General features: G+C 53.1%; 13 protein-coding genes. 6 read left to right on the top strand and 7 right to left on the bottom strand.

The features are described from left to right. Positions 1-167: 167 nt before the first annotated feature. A complete protein-coding gene (locus B1748_RS31485) occupies positions 168-995 on the bottom strand; it encodes a purine-nucleoside phosphorylase (protein WP_087571933.1) in 828 nt (275 codons plus the stop codon). A gap of 193 nt (positions 996-1,188) precedes the next feature. Here B1748_RS31485 and deoC point away from each other — a divergent pair, with 193 nt between their 5' ends. Further along, positions 1,189-1,878, top strand: coding sequence for a deoxyribose-phosphate aldolase (deoC, locus tag B1748_RS31480; protein ID WP_087571932.1), 690 nt, complete (start codon positions 1,189-1,191; stop codon positions 1,876-1,878). A gap of 293 nt (positions 1,879-2,171) precedes the next feature. On the opposite strand, the gene B1748_RS31475 is transcribed toward deoC, so the two are convergent. Beyond that, a complete protein-coding gene (locus tag B1748_RS31475) occupies positions 2,172-3,053 on the bottom strand; it encodes an aldose epimerase family protein (protein ID WP_087571931.1) in 882 nt (293 codons plus the stop codon). Positions 3,054-3,454: 401 nt separating this feature from the next. Then, positions 3,455-4,669 carry a peptidylprolyl isomerase gene (locus B1748_RS31470; protein ID WP_087571930.1) on the bottom strand — a complete coding sequence of 405 codons (1,215 nt, stop codon included), beginning with the start codon at positions 4,667-4,669 and terminating at the stop codon, positions 3,455-3,457. Positions 4,670-4,936: 267 nt separating this feature from the next. Here B1748_RS31470 and B1748_RS31465 point away from each other — a divergent pair, with 267 nt between their 5' ends. The 3 genes from B1748_RS31465 (at position 4,937) to B1748_RS31455 (ending at position 11,262) form a co-directional block, all read left to right on the top strand. Continuing rightward, positions 4,937-8,803 (top strand): response regulator, encoded by a 3,867-nt coding sequence (locus tag B1748_RS31465; protein ID WP_256976063.1) that lies wholly within the window; start codon positions 4,937-4,939, stop codon positions 8,801-8,803. Positions 8,804-8,927: 124 nt separating this feature from the next. Next, positions 8,928-9,644 (top strand): response regulator transcription factor, encoded by a 717-nt coding sequence (locus tag B1748_RS31460; RefSeq protein WP_087571928.1) that lies wholly within the window; start codon positions 8,928-8,930, stop codon positions 9,642-9,644. Between the two features lie 226 nt (positions 9,645-9,870). After that, positions 9,871-11,262: a putative bifunctional diguanylate cyclase/phosphodiesterase gene (locus tag B1748_RS31455; RefSeq protein WP_087571927.1), complete on the top strand. Its 1,392-nt coding sequence runs from the start codon at positions 9,871-9,873 to the stop codon at positions 11,260-11,262. 127 nt (positions 11,263-11,389) lie between these two features. On the opposite strand, the gene B1748_RS31450 is transcribed toward B1748_RS31455, so the two are convergent. Together B1748_RS31450 and B1748_RS31445 are read right to left on the bottom strand one after the other, a co-directional pair. Then, on the bottom strand, positions 11,390-11,608 hold the full coding sequence (locus B1748_RS31450) for a hypothetical protein (protein WP_087571926.1): 219 nt from the start codon (positions 11,606-11,608) through the stop codon (positions 11,390-11,392). Positions 11,609-11,769: 161 nt separating this feature from the next. Continuing rightward, positions 11,770-12,144, bottom strand: coding sequence for a hypothetical protein (locus tag B1748_RS31445; RefSeq protein WP_087571925.1), 375 nt, complete (start codon positions 12,142-12,144; stop codon positions 11,770-11,772). 175 nt (positions 12,145-12,319) lie between these two features. Between B1748_RS31445 and B1748_RS31440 the strand changes: the two genes are divergently transcribed. Next, positions 12,320-13,186 (top strand): serine/threonine protein kinase, encoded by an 867-nt coding sequence (locus tag B1748_RS31440; protein WP_256976058.1) that lies wholly within the window; start codon positions 12,320-12,322, stop codon positions 13,184-13,186. 11 nt (positions 13,187-13,197) lie between these two features. On the opposite strand, the gene B1748_RS31435 is transcribed toward B1748_RS31440, so the two are convergent. After that, positions 13,198-13,827: a TraX family protein gene (locus B1748_RS31435; RefSeq protein WP_087571923.1), complete on the bottom strand. Its 630-nt coding sequence runs from the start codon at positions 13,825-13,827 to the stop codon at positions 13,198-13,200. Positions 13,828-13,926: 99 nt separating this feature from the next. Continuing rightward, positions 13,927-14,823: a manganese catalase family protein gene (locus tag B1748_RS31430; protein WP_087571922.1), complete on the bottom strand. Its 897-nt coding sequence runs from the start codon at positions 14,821-14,823 to the stop codon at positions 13,927-13,929. 500 nt (positions 14,824-15,323) lie between these two features. Here B1748_RS31430 and B1748_RS31425 point away from each other — a divergent pair, with 500 nt between their 5' ends. Next, complete coding sequence (locus B1748_RS31425; RefSeq protein WP_087571921.1) at positions 15,324-15,701, top strand: VOC family protein; 378 nt, start codon at positions 15,324-15,326, stop codon at positions 15,699-15,701. The last annotated feature ends 96 nt before the right edge of the window (positions 15,702-15,797 follow it).

Raw genomic sequence — 15,797 nt, 5'->3', positions numbered from 1 at the left:
GAACGGGAAACCGGTTGCCGAAGAAACGCCAGTGGGATTAGCCAGGCTCGCTCGCTAAGCAGCGAGCCGGACAAAACAAGCCGCCAGGGAGTCCATGTCCCTGGCGGCTTTGTGTAGAGCTGCAGAAGAAGAGCGAGCGTGGCACAGATGCCCATTGAAGCTAAAGTTTACACCGTAAACGCTCGGACGGATGCCTTCACCAGCGAGATGAATTTCGGACGCGTCTCGTTTGCGACCTTGACCACTTGCTCGTGAGTCAGCGGTTCCAGTTCGTCGCCGATCGCCATGTCGGTGATGCAGGTGATGCCGACGGTTTTCACGCCGCAGTAATTGGCTGCCGTCACTTCCGGCACAGTGGACATGCCTACGGCGTCGGCGCCCCAGCGAGCCATCATCGTCAGCTCGGCCGGCGTGCAGTAAGTCGGACCGGAGATGCCGACGTATACGCCTTGCTGAAGCTTGACGCCCAGCTCCTCGGCCTGGGCCGAAACGATGGCGCGCAGCTCCCGGTTGTAAGCTTGCGACATATCCGGGAAGCGAGGACCAAGCTCCGCGATGTTGCCGCCGATCAGCGGATTGCTGCCCGTGTTGTTGATATGGTCGGTTATAAGCATGAGATCACCGGCTGCGAAATTGCGGTTCATGCCGCCCGCGGCATTGGTGACAAGCAGCGTCCCGATGCCTAGCGCCTTCATGACGTAGACCGGAAAGACGACTTCCTTCATGGAGTAGCCCTCGTAATAGTGGAACCGTCCCTTCATGACGAGTACCTTCTTGCCCTCCAGATCGCCGATGACGAGCTCTCCTGAATGTCCTTCTACCGTGGAGACGGGGAAGTGAGGAATGTCGCCGTACGGAATGACGACAGGGTTCTCCACCTCGTCGGCCATTACACCAAGTCCGGAGCCCAGGATCAGACCGATTTGCGGTTTGGCCGAGAGTTTGCTTTCGATATAGGCGGATGCTTCCTTTATTTTGGCTAATACGTTGTCCATGCGTGTCACATCTCCCTTGCTTGGGTTGTACTCAGTATGTTCAGCAAGGCGCCGAACCACTCCAATAATAGCCTATCGGACCGGGCAAAGTAAATCAAGGCGGAAGTACGGCGAGGGGGCGAGTTGTTGTTTGCCTGAAAGCTTCGTATAATGGGTACGTGCACTAACCATTCCACTATTGGAGGACCATTTCATGAGTCATGAAACAAACCTTTCATCCGCCCAAGTGGCTGCGATGATCGATCATACGATATTGAAGGCTGACGCAACGAAGGGCGAAATCGAGCAAATTTGTGCGGAAGCAAGAGAGTACAAATTTGCAACGGTGTGCGTCAACGCCGGCTGGGTGCCGCTCGCGGCCAAGCTGTTGAAAGGGAGCGGCGTAGGTGTGACGACCGTCGTCGGATTCCCGCTCGGCGCGACAAGCACGGCTTCGAAGGCGTTCGAGGCGAAGCAGGCTATTGAAGACGGAGCGACGGAGATCGACATGGTGCTGAACATCGGCTTGTTAAAGTCCGGTGACATCGAAGATGTGCAGCGCGACGTCGAAGGCGTTGTTGCCGCGTGCAAGGGCAAGGCTCCGCTCAAGGTCATTCTGGAGACGGGGCTGCTGACGGACGAAGAGAAGGTTGTCGCGTGCGAGCTGTGCGTGAAGGCCGGCGCCGACTTCGTGAAGACCTCCACGGGCTTCGGCAAAGGCGGAGCGACGCAGGAAGACATCGCGCTTATGCGCAAGACGGTCGGTCCGGATCTCGGCGTCAAGGCATCCGGCGGCGTTCGCGACCTGGAGACGGCGCTTGCGATGATCGCTTCCGGCGCTACCCGTATCGGCGCCAGCGCGAGCGTGGCCATCGTATCCGGAGGCAAGGGCGAAGGGTACTAGGGCGTGTCTGAAAACCCGCTCAGGGGCATCTTTCACCGCCTTTCTGCCCCCTGCTTCGTCACTTTTGCTTGACGTACCCCCGGTACGCCTTCACAAAAGTTCCTTGCATGGAACGAAAATTCGGCAAAATCTACTCCCTTCGGAGTATTCAGACACGCCCTAATAGGGTTTGTTCAAAAAGTCCGCTGTTGCTGGCAGGCAGGCTTCGAACATCAATTCTTCACGCAAACAAACCTCCGGGTTGCCTATTCAGGCAATTCGGAGGTTTGTTTCTTTCGGAGGCTTGTTTCTTCCTAGCTGGACACGTTCTCGCAGCTGATCGTCATATTGGCTTGTAGTTCTTCGCCAGCAAGCAGCAGCACGAGCTCCTCGCGACGGTTCATCTCGAGCGGCTGCGCCATCCACGGCTCCACGCAGACGAACGGACGGTCCTTAAGCGACCAAATGACGACGTATTTGAATAGGGGATCGTAGGTTAGACGCACTCGCGTACCGCTGCCGTTAGGGAACGAGATGGAGCTGCGCTTCGCATCCAGCAAACAGAACGATTCCACCATAGGTTCGAGGTCCACGGAGCCCGTGTAGGGTTTCACGACATTGTCGTTATAATCGATATAACGTGTGGCGTCGGTGTCGTAGGCGATATCCTTGCCGCCTTCTATTGCGAAGTAGGGGTGGAAGCCGGCATAGAATGGCATAGGACTATTATCGCCAATGTTGCGATAGGTCTGGCGAGTATGCAATTCTCCATTTACCAGCGCATAGGTGAATATGAGCTCGAAACGGAACGGGTATGACGCCAAGGTCTCCTCGTCTGCACGGAGGCGGATCGTGATGGAAGCTTCGTTGTCTTCGGACGTGCCTGCAATATCCCAACTCCGATTCCGCGCGACGCCGTGCTGCCCCATACGGTAGGTCTCGCCTTCCCAAATGTACTCGGAATCCTCTAAGGGTCCGCAGATGGGGAAGAGTACAGGATTGCCTCCGCGAATATTAGCGGCTGGATCCTCGAAGGTCTTTTTGTCCAGATAAAAGAGCTCCTTGCCCAGAAGCTTGCAGCCAATGACGATGCCGCCTCGCTCCGGACAGACGAGAACACGGGAGTCCGTGCTTGTCTCGACTAGTTCATAAATAACATATGTATCCGTATATTGAGATACCTTGAATTGCGACATTAGCTCATACCTCCAGCATGATGTTAGTGTCTTCCCATTGTGCCTGAAAGCGGCGCGCGAGTAAAGCTTTGCTGCCCCATGCGAGAAAGTTGCGACAAAACCTACGTCGTGTCGGTAAATTGGAGAGCAGTTTGTAGGAATTTTGAGGGGAACAGGCCGAGCGAGATGGCGAGCAATAGCTCGAAAAAAGGGGTTACAGAGCCCCGCGGCCCGAAATGGGAACTGTAGCCCGAGAAAATCGGGCTATTGGAGCGCCGCGGGAGCTGCCGAGCGCAATAGCCCGAGAAAATCGGGCTACAGAGCCCGCCGGACCATAAGCGAGCTGCCCGCCAACTGCCAGCAAAAAGGGGCGTCCCGCAAGTCAAATGTGACTTCGGAACGCCCCTTTTTGGGTTTATGGACTACTCTTTTGCTGGAGCGTCCGTTGCTGGCGGCGCGTCCGTCGCTGCAGGAGCATCGGATGCGGCTGGAGCTTCTTCTTCCAGCGTATTTGTAATTTTCGCTTTGTTGCGAAGCTCGGAGATCCATGTTTCGGATTGCGTGCGAGCTTCCTGACCTACAAGCAGGGTATGGATAGCGGCTTTCTTCTCTTCGAAGCTAGGCTCGTACGCTGGCTTGTAGTCCGTCTTCTTGATAATGTGGAAGCCAAAGTCGCTTTTTACGACTTCGGAGATCTCGTCCACTTCAAGCGCGAATGCTGCTTCCTCGAATGGCGCAACCATCTGGCCGCGTCCGAAGAAGTTCAGGTCGCCGCCGTTAGCGGCGGAGCCGTCCTTCGACTTGGCTTGAGCCGTCTCGGCGAAGTCTGCGCCTGCCTTGAGCTCGGCAAGGATGCTGTCCGCTTCTTCCTTCGTATCCACGAGAATGTGGGATGCGCGTACCTGCTCCTCGGTGGAACCCAGCATCGCCTTGTTCTGGTCGAAGTAAGCTTGTACCTCTTCGTCCGTCACTTCGGTTTTGGATTCCAGCGACTTGCGGATCATGGCGCTTAATTTCATCTCGCTGCGGAGAACGTCTTCGGTATAGCCGTACTGAAGAAGGGCGGATTGGAACGCCTCTTCTGTGCCGAATTGGAGCTTGACCGCTTCCATCTCTTGATCAATATCTTGTTCGGAGAACGCGATATTGTTAGCCGACATTTCTTGCTGCACCAGGTTTTCCACGATCAGGTTGTCCAGCGCGGCTTTGCCGTTTGCATTAACGAGCAAATCGTACAGCTGCTCCTTCGAAATCTTCGTCCCGTTGACAGTCGCGACAGCCCCGTTGCTGTCACCTCCGAACGGAGGCTTGACCAATACGACGATTAGCGCGACCACAAGCACGGCGGACAAAATAATCCATCCCATACGGCCGCCTTTTTGGGCAGGCTGTACCGTTGGCGTCGAAGCCAGCATAGCGGCTGGAGCCGCCGTTACCGCGGCAGCGGCTGCCGCCGTTTCCTTACGGGCGTCGTTGTCATCCTCGTCTTCGACGTAAAGCTCGTCGTCGACGCGGTCTTCGGCAAGCACTTCCGTTTCGGCAGGTGCTTCCCCAGTCTCGTACGTATAACGTTCTTCTTTTTCTTTGCCGATCTCTGTTTTCTTATCGTTCGGCTGTGTTTCGTCTTGATTGCTCATTTACTCGTAACTCCCTTCAAATTGCAATTCTTCAACTACTATACCAAAAGCTTGTCTGAAAAACCTTAAACTTAAATAAAAAAAGCGCTTTTTTTCAGTTCATCCGCTATTCATGTCGGAAGCTTCTAATGTTAGAATAAAAACGACAATAGCTGACAAGGTGTTGCGGAGGGATAGGTTGATCTCTCTGCACGACAGAAAGAACGGCTTGACGATAATGGAGATCTCCGGAGCCGATTCGGATGGGGGATGATTCGAGTGAATAAGATGTCGCTTAGAACCAAAGGTTTGATTTTTATCGTACTCATATCGTTTATCCCCTTGTTGCTTGCAGGAGCGGGCAATTATTCGGCGGTCAAGAAGGCCATGCTTCGATCGGAGATGGACAGGATCGGGAGCAAACTTGGCGTTCGGGCGGATAACATCGAAGCCTGGATGGAAATTCGGCGAGCGGAGGTCATGGTCATGAGCCGCACGGACGTGGTCCGCTACGGCACGGCCTCCGAACGCAAAACCTACTTCCAGCGGGAGCTCGTGAGGAGCGGCTTTGCCTATCATACCATCGGCTTCATCGCGGCGGACGGGATGGCTGTGCGCAGCGACGGGCCGGACCGGGATATGAGCGGCGAGCCGTTTTTTGAATCCGCCATGAAGGGTACGGTTACGATCACGGATCCCTATAAGCCGGAATTCTCGCTTGTGGATCAATCGTATATCGTGGTGCCGGTCTATGGAAGCGGGACGAATATCGAGGGCGTCATCTATGCTTCGATCCCCTTTACTTCGTTTACCCGGTTCTTCGACTTCGCCCAGGCGACGACGCCTGTTCGCTTCTATAACGACAAGGGGGAAATTATTTATTCCTCCAAAGTATCTGTTAATCCGCCCAAGTTCATTGCGGAGGATCCTGTACTGGCGGCAAAATCAAGGGATATGCTGCAACAGAACGAGGGGAGAGCGCAGATCAAAGATGCCGGCGAGGATTATATGGTGTTCTATTCCAAGGTTAATGGAACCCCTTGGCGAATTGCGATGTCGGAACCCCTCTCCAAAATGGAGAAGCTGCTTACTCCTATACTGTGGAGAACCATATCGACGATCGCGATCTCCGAGATTATTATCGGAGTCTTCTTCTTCCTGTATTTTGAGAAAATCGTCAAACGGCTCGAGAAGATCCTGAGCGTAACGGAGCAAGCGGCCGCCGGAGAATTCGAAGCGGAGCATCTCGATACGTCCCAGTTCGACGAGATCGGGCAGCTCGCGCACTCCGTGAACGGGATGATGGAGCATCTGCAAGAGATGTTCGACAGATGGGGCGCCATCATTAACCAAAATCAGTACGGCTTTATCGTGCTGGATGATCATTATCGGGTTTCTTACCTGAATCAGACGGCGGAGGAAATGTTAGGCTACAAGTCGGAGGAGCTTGTGGGACATGCCACGCCTCTGGTATTTATGGATATGGAAGAAAACGAGCGGGAAGCCGCGCGCCTCACCGCAGAGCTGGGGTACGAGGTAAAGCCCGGACTTGACGTTTTCCGCGCACTGAGGGATATCCAGTTCTCTTATGAGCGCGAGTGGACGTTTGTACATAAGGACGGCACCCGCATTCCTATGCTGCAGAGCTCGAGCGGACTGAGGGACCGGCGGGGGAAGTTCACGGGCGTCGTCGGCATGGTGCGGGACATCTCGGACCGGAAGCTGGTGGAGAACGCGCGCAACCGGCTTCTTAATATCGTGGAGTCCGCGCAGGACTTGATCGCCTCTATTAATCTGGAGGGCCATATCGTCTACGTCAACCGGGCAGGGAAGGCGATGTTGGGACTTAAGGAAGAAGACGCTTACTCGACGCGAGTTCGTTCCTATGTCGACCCTTCCATGCACGAACAGATGATGGAAGGCAGCAAGCATGCGCTGGAGCATGGATATTGGAACGGCAGTCTGCAGATGAAAAAGGTAAACGGGGAGCTCTTGTTCGTATCCATGATGATCGTCGTGCAAGAGGATGATTATACCGGCGAAACCTTCTTCTCCTGCATCGCCAGAGATATATCCGAGCAGAAGCTGGTTCAGGAGGAGCTTGTTCGGACCACGCTGGAAGCGGAGGAAGCGAACAAAGCGAAGAGCAGCTTCCTCGCTTTAATGAGCCATGAGATCCGCACGCCGCTTAACGGCATCATCGGCTTGACCAGCCTGATGCGCAAGACGGATCTGTCCCTTATTCAGAAGGACTATATCGACAAAATGCATTTGTCGTCGGAATCCCTGCTTCGTATTATTAACGATGTGCTGGACTTCTCCAAAATCGAAGCGGGCAAGGTCGAGGTCGAGCGTTTCCCGTTCAAGCCGGAGGAACTGCTGAGCCGACTTGCGAATCAGCTTAGCGTATTCCTTGGCGGCAAGGAGCAGTTCGAATTCATGATTCAGACGCCGGAGCGGATTCCCCAGACGTTGATCGGGGACTCATTGCGGCTGGAACAAGTGCTGCTAAACCTGTGCATGAACGCGATTAAATTCACGGGCAAGGGGATCGTCAGGCTGGAGCTCGAAGAGGAAGAGGAGATCGAGGGACAAATCTGGATTCGCTTTATGATCTCGGATACGGGAATCGGCATGAGCAAGGATCAGGTGGAACGGCTGTTTATGCCGTTTACGCAAGCCGACAGCTCCACGACTCGCAAGTTCGGCGGCACGGGTCTCGGCCTCGTCATCTCGCAGAATCTCGTAAAGCTTATGGGAGGCACGCTGGACGTATCCAGCGTCGAAGGAGCAGGAAGCCGATTCTACTTTACGCTGCCATTCGGAGTCGATCCCGTACGCATCGACAGCGTGGACAAACAGCCTCCTTTCAGCAACGAGCAGACGGTATGGATTTTGGAGGACAGCAGGCGAATGCGCGAACATTGGACGCAGTTGCTGGAGAGCATGGGTCTGACGACCATTGCCTTCGGAAGCTGGCAGACGATGTACGAACGGCTGCGGATCGTCGGCGAAGGGGCAAGACCTCATCTGCTGTTAACCGATATGGAGATGCCGGATATGTACGGCACGGAGACGTGGCTTGACTTGCATGGCGTCGCGGCGGAGATGAGCGTGCCCGTAATAGCGCTCACGACTACCTTCGGCAGAGACGAGCTGCTGCAGCTTCCCCTCGAGAATCGCCCCGCTGCCATTATCGCCAAGCCGGTCACGCGCACGTCGCTGCTCCGCGCGTTTAAGGACGCGACAGAACAGAAGAGCCAGAAGCTCGCCGCTCCCGATACGGTTGACGCCGTGCAGGCTGTCAAGGAACAGCGGCGCCGAGTCAACATATTGTTAGCCGAAGATAATAAGATCAATCAGATGGTCGCGATGGAGATGTTAAAGGATGCCGGCTATGAGGCGCAGCTGGCGGAAAATGGCGAAGAAGCGATCCGCATGCTGGAAAAGGGCCGTTGGGATCTTGTGCTGATGGATATCCATATGCCGATTATGGATGGGACGGAAGCCGTTCGCATCATGCGGAGCAAGCGGGAATACGACTCGATCCCGGTTATCGCCGTAACGGCCAATGTCGTGAAGAAGGATCATGAGCGTTACTTGAAGCTAGGCATGAACGAGGTCATTACGAAGCCGCTCTCCGTGGAGCGCATGCATGAAGTGTTGGCCTATTGGCTGGAGCGCAAGGCATTGGCCGAGAAAAGCGGCGAACTGAGCAAGCGGGAAGAAGCCTTGTCCCATTGGTCGGAGAGACAGACTGCAAGCGCTGCCGCTCCGCCTGTTACGCTTAGTCCAATCGAGGGTATGAATGTGGAGAGCGCTTTGGAACGAGTAAATGGGAAGCTGCCGATTTTACGGCATATGATTTTGCAATTCAAGATTGATTACGAACGGTTCATGGATCAGCTGCGCCTGGCGCTGGGGCAGTCGGAGATGGACAAGGCGCTTAGAATGCTGCATACGCTCAAGGGAGCCGCAGGATACTTGTCGGCGGAGGAACTCGTCAATGCCGTCAACGAAGTCAGCGATTTGCTGAAGTCGGGAGGGACTGATACGGGAGTGCTGGGCATCGCGTTGGATCAATTGGAAGCGAAGATGGGTTTTCTTCTGAGAGGATTACGGGATGCAGACCAACAATTCGACAGAATCATCTAACATTTTTCTAACATTCTGTTGTTCGTCGGCCCGCTGTCATGTATAGTAGAGATACTATAATAGGTTGTAACACGTACTACATAAGCTCGACAGAAATCTTCAATATGTTTAAAGGGTGACGCCGATGTATAAAGTATTGGTTATTGAAGATGACGTTATGATGAGTAACATGCTGTCGATGTATCTGACGGAAGAAGGCTATCAAGTCAGCCAAGCATTCCGGGGAGACGAGGGGCTACAGCTGGCTGGCAGCGTGATGCCCGACCTTATCCTGCTTGACCTGATCTTGCCCGACGTGGATGGAATAGAGGTTTGCCTGGAAGTACGCAAGACATCGAACGTGCCTATCATGATTCTGTCTATGAAAAGCGAAGTTTCGGAACGAGTGCAGGCGTTGAAGTCGGGAGCGGACGATTATCTCTGCAAGCCGTTTAGCATGCACGAATTGACCGCGCGCGCGGAGGCGTTAATTCGCCGCTCGAACGTCATCTACGGAGAATCTGCCGTGGCGGTGGCGGCTGAGTCGCCTGGTATGGCCTCGCCGGAGATGATTCAGCTCGATGTCGAGCGGAGACTGTTGCTTGTACGAGGACAGCTGGTTGAGACGACGTTCTCGGAGTATGAGCTGATGAAGCTGTTTTTGGCACACCCGGGAAAGGTATTCAGCCGGGAGGAGCTCATCAACGCCATTCGCGGATTCGATTCTTTTGTTACCGATCGGGCCATCGACGTACATATCGTCAATCTGCGAAAGAAGATTGAGCTGAACCCCAAGGAGCCGCGCCTGATCCGTACGGTGTGGGGATTCGGTTACAAGTACACCGCGCTTGTCTCAACATAACAAAGGCACATGCACGCTAGTTTTTAACACACGCCAGAACGCCGTTCAGCGAGGTCATTTATGACTCGCGGGGCGGCTTTTTGCAATTCTAGAAAATGCTAACGAGTCTTAATGATTCTAACAATCTTCTAAAGGGTACTTCCGTAAATTTCTAATAATTCTATGCGATGATGAATTCATCAGAGAAATGTTCGAAGAAGCTTGAAAAAATAAGGGAGGCTGGGAAATGGAAAGCTCCGCTCGATTGCTGAGCAGGAAGGAATCGTATGCGAAGGTTGAGTTAAGCGTACATGAGGCCAGAGCCGAGGGAAAGCGAATATTGGCCATGATCGTGGAGCTGGACCGATTCTATCGCGTAATCGATACGAAAGGTACGGATTTCGGGCATGAAGTACTCGACGTCATGATGAATCGGCTAATCGAGCTGTCGAAGCAGCTCGCAGGCTCGGAGCCGCCTGTCTTAAGCAATTGGGGAAGTCATTCGTTTCTATTGCTTCTCTATATCTCGAAGGAAGACTCGGAATTCGATGTTTGTTGGCAAGCGGCGGAAGCAATGAAACATGCGGCAGAACGACCCGTACCGGATGGAGATTCGGAGCTTTACTTAACCGCAAGCATCGGAGCTTGTTACTTCCCCCAAGATGGGTTGACTGGCGAAGCGCTCATCTGCCGAGCGGAATCAGCGGTGCAGCAGTCGAAGGAGAACGGGGGCAATCGCATTACCTTTTATAAGTCCGAGGATACGGACCGGATGAACAGACGCATCGCGATCGAGAGTGGTTTGCGCCCCGCGTTGTATCAGAGGCAATTCCATCTCAGCTACCAGCCGATCTACAGGCTGGGGGACGGTCGGCTGAGGGGGCTGGAGGCCCTTATCCGTTGGAATCATCCGGAGTTAGGCGTCATTTCGCCCAAAGAATTTATACCAATCGCCGAACATAGCGGACTTATCATCCCAATCGGGGAGTGGGTGATCAGGGAGAGCTGCAAGATGCTTGCTCGCATTCGCAAGTACGGCTTGCATGATTTGCGGATGTCGATCAATATATCGCCCCTGCAACTGCATGATCCTTCCTTCATGAATACACTGCTGAACGTGCTTGAAGAGAATCGTCTGGAGCCATCTTCGATCGAGCTCGAAATAACGGAACATTATTTATTTCATTCTTCAGAGACTGCCGTGACCGCGCTTAGCCGATTGAGAGCAACAGGCGTACGTATAGCCTTGGACGATTTCGGGACGGGTTACTCCTCCTTCAGTAATCTGAAGCAGCTGCCCATTCATTGCTTAAAGATCGACAAGAGCTTCATACAGAAGATTGATCTTCCAGGAGCGGAGCGTCATATCGTCGAATCCATTATCGGACTTGTGCAGAAGCTTGGCGTAGAGGTCATTGCCGAAGGCGTCGAATATGAAGGGCAATACCGTCTGCTTAAGGAATGGGGCTGCAATTATGTGCAGGGTTATCTGCTAGGCACCCCAATGGAGCCGACTATGATGGATACCTCCATGTTCCGTAGAGCAGCCAGCACCGAAGAGCGGGCGGAGAGCGGGAGAAGCCACGACGATGGCAAATCTTCTAATGCCGCGGAATGCCGCATATATTGTCCGCAATAAGTGGCAACGCCATGTATCCAGCCAATCATCTTGGCTGGATAGGGCGATAAACTCAAAGAGGGCTGTTCTTCCAGGCGATCATCATTGATCTCCTTGAAGAACAGCCCTCCGTCATGCTACCCATCGCTTAGCTGACCTCCAGGTACAGCTTGGTTCCATCGTTGTACTGAAAGATCGCGACGTCCCGGACCATCTCGACGGATTTGATTCGTTTCCACTTTTTTCTGAAGTCGAAGTTCAATTCCATCTCGTACAATTTATGCTGAAGCAGCTCTACAGATGCTGATTGTTCGTTAGGGTAGTAGACAGGGACGGAACGATTCTTGAAGGTTAGAACTCGCATCATAATGCCATGCACCTCCGATTTGCGTTTTTCCCATTATACCGAGAACAGATTAGCCTCTTATGAAACTGTCGTAAGGAGTTTGTTTATTTTGCTCACAATTTCCTAACATAAATTCATGCCGAGGTTATGGACCATGCTTCCATCGTTCGACATCCCGGGTTCTAAGAACTGCTGTACTTCCACTTCTTCTTATAGTACCCGTGGCCGTAATGATGATTGTATCTTGGCGGCGGATAATGCATCGGCTGGTTCGGATAAGGAGGTTGCCCCGGATATGGGCCGTGCGCGTTCGGGTACGGAGACGGTCCGGGATGGTGACCGCCCGGATAAGGCGGTTGACCTTGGTAAGGCTGATTCGGATAAGGCGGATGGCCATGATGCTGATGCGGATGATGCGGCGGTCCGTGATGATGGCCGTTCGGGTAAGGCGGATAATGCGGCGGCGGGTAATAACCTTTTTTGAAGTCGCTGCTGCTATAACGATGGTAGCCATATCCGTGACGTCCCGTCAACGAATGTATGATACGCTTTAACATAGAACTTCCTCCTTCAATGGAATCGCTTGATGGCATAGCTTTAAGAGGTTGTGAACATGCACTTTAGTAAGTATACGACATTCGGGAGGGAGAGGTTTCTTGTTGTTGGCCCAAACTTTGCGGGTCTCGACAATGGATGGCGATATCGGTAATCTTAAGACGGGAGTTGATTTCATTGTTAACAAACATCCGGGCCAGATGGGCTCAAATCATAACGGACTTTCGCGATTATCCGCTGCAGCCTGGCAAGACGTGGCAGGGACGATATGCCGTAGAACGATTCCTCGGGATGGGCAGCTACGGTCAAGCGTACGTATGCCATGACAAGGTTAGCGGGAAGCGCGTGCTGATGAAATGCAACAAGCCCAGCAAAGGAAACACGGGTCTCTTGCTTTTGCGACGTGAGTATCGGATTATGCAAGCGGTATCTCATCCACAGATACCACGGGCACTCGACTACTCGAAAAGGGGCAAGCAGGAAGCGCTCATTATGGAATATATTGAAGGTTATAATTTAGAGTATGCCATCTATGAGAGGAATCTAACCTTCTCGGCTACTAATGGTCTTCAATTACTTAAACAACTAATCCAGCCATTGAAACAGCTTCATGACGCAGGATACGTCCACCGCGACGTCCGTATTCCCAATGTCATTCTCGCGGGGGGATTGCCGCATCTGATCGATCTTGGACTGTCATGCGCTGTGGGGGAGGAGCTTCCGCAGGAGCTTCGCGACGCGCTGGGCGAGGGGAGCGACCTTGCCGGAAGCGCGGCGGCGATCAAGCGGCGCATGAGACACCCGCACCCCTCCAGCGATTGGTTCGGGCTCGGCCACTTGTTTCTCTTCGTCATGTATGCAGGCTACGAGGCAGTCGAGGGGCAGGTCGAGCGAAGCTGGGAGGAGGAGCTGGCATTGCCGGCTCTCGTCCGTGACTTCTTGCGCAAGCTGCTCAATGACGAGTCGGCCTGGCCATCGACGGAAGCTTGCGAGCGGGAACTGGATGAGCTAATTGCTACGTTGGAGCGAGAAGCCTGGGCATGACAGGCAGTTGGTTAAGCCAGGATGTAGTAAGCTGCCGCGATAAGAGCCAGATGAAGCGGATAGAAACTTCTCCAGACGACGCGCGGCACTTGCAGACGATCTATGCTTCGCAGAAACTCGGGTAGATAGATAAGAAGCACGCTGGCGAACAAGCTGAAGAGCTGTAATCCCCAGCCCTTGGAGAATACGGCCGCAATATTAAGGCCGAGATGGAGCCAGACGACATGGCTTGGCTTGGCATAACGATAGATGAAGACGAGCAGAAGTCCATAGGCGCCATAGTCGAACGGGATGATCTCCAGCGTGACGATGGCGGCCGCGATGAGCAGCACTTGAAGCGCCCGGTTGTTCTGATAGCGGTCCAAAAGCGTCAGCATAAGCAAGCAGACGAGCAGCGTCGCGATCGCATTCATCTCCCAGGTCTGGAACGCCAACATAAACGGCACCTGCGACAAGCCGGCCAAAATCGCCATTCGTATCAGATAACGATTCAAGTTGCGTGTGCGGTGATAACCGATGACGATGGCGTAAGCATACAGCGGGAATGCGAGTCTCCCGATAATGCGCAGGACAGCCTCATCCGGGAACCATACGGCGCCGATGTGGTCGATTAACATGGTAAGCATAGCAAGCCATTGCATGTAGATTCTCACCTTCGCTGAGCAAGTTGATTAAGCAGGTTAAGTATACCATAGCCTTAAGCGAAGGGAGAAACGGGCAAGGCGAAGCGGGAACGGCGGCTATAGACCGGCGTTCTTTTTTAATCTCGCGGCGATCTCGAGGAAATCCTCCTCCGAAATGCCGGGCGCGAACTCCTCCGGGACAGCCTCGAGATCGAACATGGGAGCGCCTTCCGGAGCGCCCTGGATGACCTCCAGCTTGGTGCCGGTTTGCGGGTTCTGCCCGTTCCAGATAAGCACGACATCCTTGTAATCCTGAGGACTGAACGTATACAGCTTGTTGCCCAGGCCCATCGCCTCGTATTTGCGTGCCGTCTCGAAGTGTTCGTTGCTGAGATTAGGGATCGGGATCATCCTCTTCATGTCGACGCCCGTCGCAATTTCCAGCGCCTTGGCGTAGGCGAGAATATGAACGCCCCCGCGAACGAGCAGATAACCGATCATCGCACGGGCGGTTGGGTGGTCGGTCATCTCGTAGACGCGCATCTTGTGGGTGCGGGCGCCGCATTCCAGGAAGAAGTTGTGCAGCAGGTCCAGCACAAGGTTGCCGCTGTTGAACACGTAGTCGCCGCGCCATGAGTTGCCCATGGAATCGCCGGCCAGCGAGGTTTGTGCGGTGCTGATAAAGAAATAGCTGTTGCGTTTGTCCACGCCGGGCCGAAGCGGTGCGGAATCGGGGTCGCCGGGTGACGTCGTTCCGGTAAGCACCATGTTAATGGCAGCGGAGACGAGCTCCACGTGGCCGAGCTCCTCCGCCGTAATGCTGGAGACCAGATCGTAGAATGGCTTCAGCTTTTTTTTGTTCCGGAAGTTGAAGGACTGGTACATGTAATTGTTTAGCGTGGACATCTCTCCGAACTTGCCGCCTAGCAGCTCTTGTACGGCAGCAGCCGCATTGGCGTCCGCGTACGGAGATGGCGGGAGCTCGATTTGAAGCTTGTTCTGACGGTAGAACATATACGTCTTCACCTCTCTCATCGGAATTGGGTCAGGGGTGCACTCGCTCGCGGTTATCCATCAATTATTAATGAATATGCCGTAATTTGGGGTCGCATGCAGAAGTCGATAATTCCAAATGATAGCTGGCGCAGGTGTCTTACCGGCGTCAGCATTTATTTGAATAGGAAATTAAGCAACTCCAGGACTTGTGATTTGTGAACAAAAGGTTGGAAAATCTAACAGACACCAGCAACGCTATTTGTCCGTTTTTTAACCTCAAACATTTCTAACGGACAGGGAAATCACTATTGGGTCGTAATGGAGCCAATTTACTTGATGATGATGCCAATAACGTCATGGATGTCCGTTAGATTTTCGAAAACCTAAAAAATCGAAGAATAGCTTCATTTATGTCCGTTAGGGGTTAGGCGGGGAGTGATTAATATTTGTAAATTGACAAAGGAAATAACGCATAAAAAATCGAATAGGTTACCATAATCTGCTAAGGGGGGTGCTTTATGAGCACATCAACCAATCCAATTAAAAACCGAATCTGTGGGACGTTCATGCCAGTTAGGGATATCGAAAGGGCACGAGATTGGTATTGCAAAATCTTCGGCATTTCGGAAACACCTGAAATAATGAGTGGACATCTGTGCCTGCTACCAATGCAAGGTGCAGGACTTATTTTGGACACGATGCCGATGTGGGGAGGCAAAGAACCTGACGGACCACCTACTTATCAGACACCTGCATTTATGTTCGCAACCGATGACATTGAAAGCTCCTATCAATTCATGAAGAACAACGGAGTAGAATTGGTTACTGGTATTGAAAATGGACACTGGTTTGCATTTCGTGACCCAGATGGCAATTTATTGATGGTATGTAAGTGATAATTTAACAAACGGAAACGTTAGTTCAGTAAGTCATACTCTACAAAGAAAGGGCCATCCCGTAATGATATGCTCCCCTTTAGGTAGACAGGTGAA

The sequence above is a fragment of the Paenibacillus sp. MY03 genome, assembly GCF_002165585.1.
Lineage (GTDB): Bacteria > Bacillota > Bacilli > Paenibacillales > Paenibacillaceae > Pristimantibacillus > Pristimantibacillus agaridevorans.
The sequence above is the reverse complement of the archived record's forward strand: the minus strand, read 5'-3'. Positions and strand labels throughout refer to the sequence as shown.

What these genes read in the sequence shown, in the direction of transcription:
- B1748_RS31485 (WP_087571933.1), bottom strand. Translation starts at nt 995, where the DNA reads ATGGACAACGTATTAGCCAAAATAAAGGAAGCATCCGCCTATATCGAA.
- deoC (WP_087571932.1), top strand. Translation starts at nt 1,189, where the DNA reads ATGAGTCATGAAACAAACCTTTCATCCGCCCAAGTGGCTGCGATGATC.
- B1748_RS31475 (WP_087571931.1), bottom strand. Translation starts at nt 3,053, where the DNA reads ATGTCGCAATTCAAGGTATCTCAATATACGGATACATATGTTATTTAT.
- B1748_RS31470 (WP_087571930.1), bottom strand. Translation starts at nt 4,669, where the DNA reads ATGAGCAATCAAGACGAAACACAGCCGAACGATAAGAAAACAGAGATC.
- B1748_RS31465 (WP_256976063.1), top strand. Translation starts at nt 4,937, where the DNA reads ATGTCGCTTAGAACCAAAGGTTTGATTTTTATCGTACTCATATCGTTT.
- B1748_RS31460 (WP_087571928.1), top strand. Translation starts at nt 8,928, where the DNA reads ATGTATAAAGTATTGGTTATTGAAGATGACGTTATGATGAGTAACATG.
- B1748_RS31455 (WP_087571927.1), top strand. Translation starts at nt 9,871, where the DNA reads ATGGAAAGCTCCGCTCGATTGCTGAGCAGGAAGGAATCGTATGCGAAG.
- B1748_RS31450 (WP_087571926.1), bottom strand. Translation starts at nt 11,608, where the DNA reads ATGATGCGAGTTCTAACCTTCAAGAATCGTTCCGTCCCTGTCTACTAC.
- B1748_RS31445 (WP_087571925.1), bottom strand. Translation starts at nt 12,144, where the DNA reads ATGTTAAAGCGTATCATACATTCGTTGACGGGACGTCACGGATATGGC.
- B1748_RS31435 (WP_087571923.1), bottom strand. Translation starts at nt 13,827, where the DNA reads ATGCAATGGCTTGCTATGCTTACCATGTTAATCGACCACATCGGCGCC.
- B1748_RS31430 (WP_087571922.1), bottom strand. Translation starts at nt 14,823, where the DNA reads ATGTTCTACCGTCAGAACAAGCTTCAAATCGAGCTCCCGCCATCTCCG.
- B1748_RS31425 (WP_087571921.1), top strand. Translation starts at nt 15,324, where the DNA reads ATGAGCACATCAACCAATCCAATTAAAAACCGAATCTGTGGGACGTTC.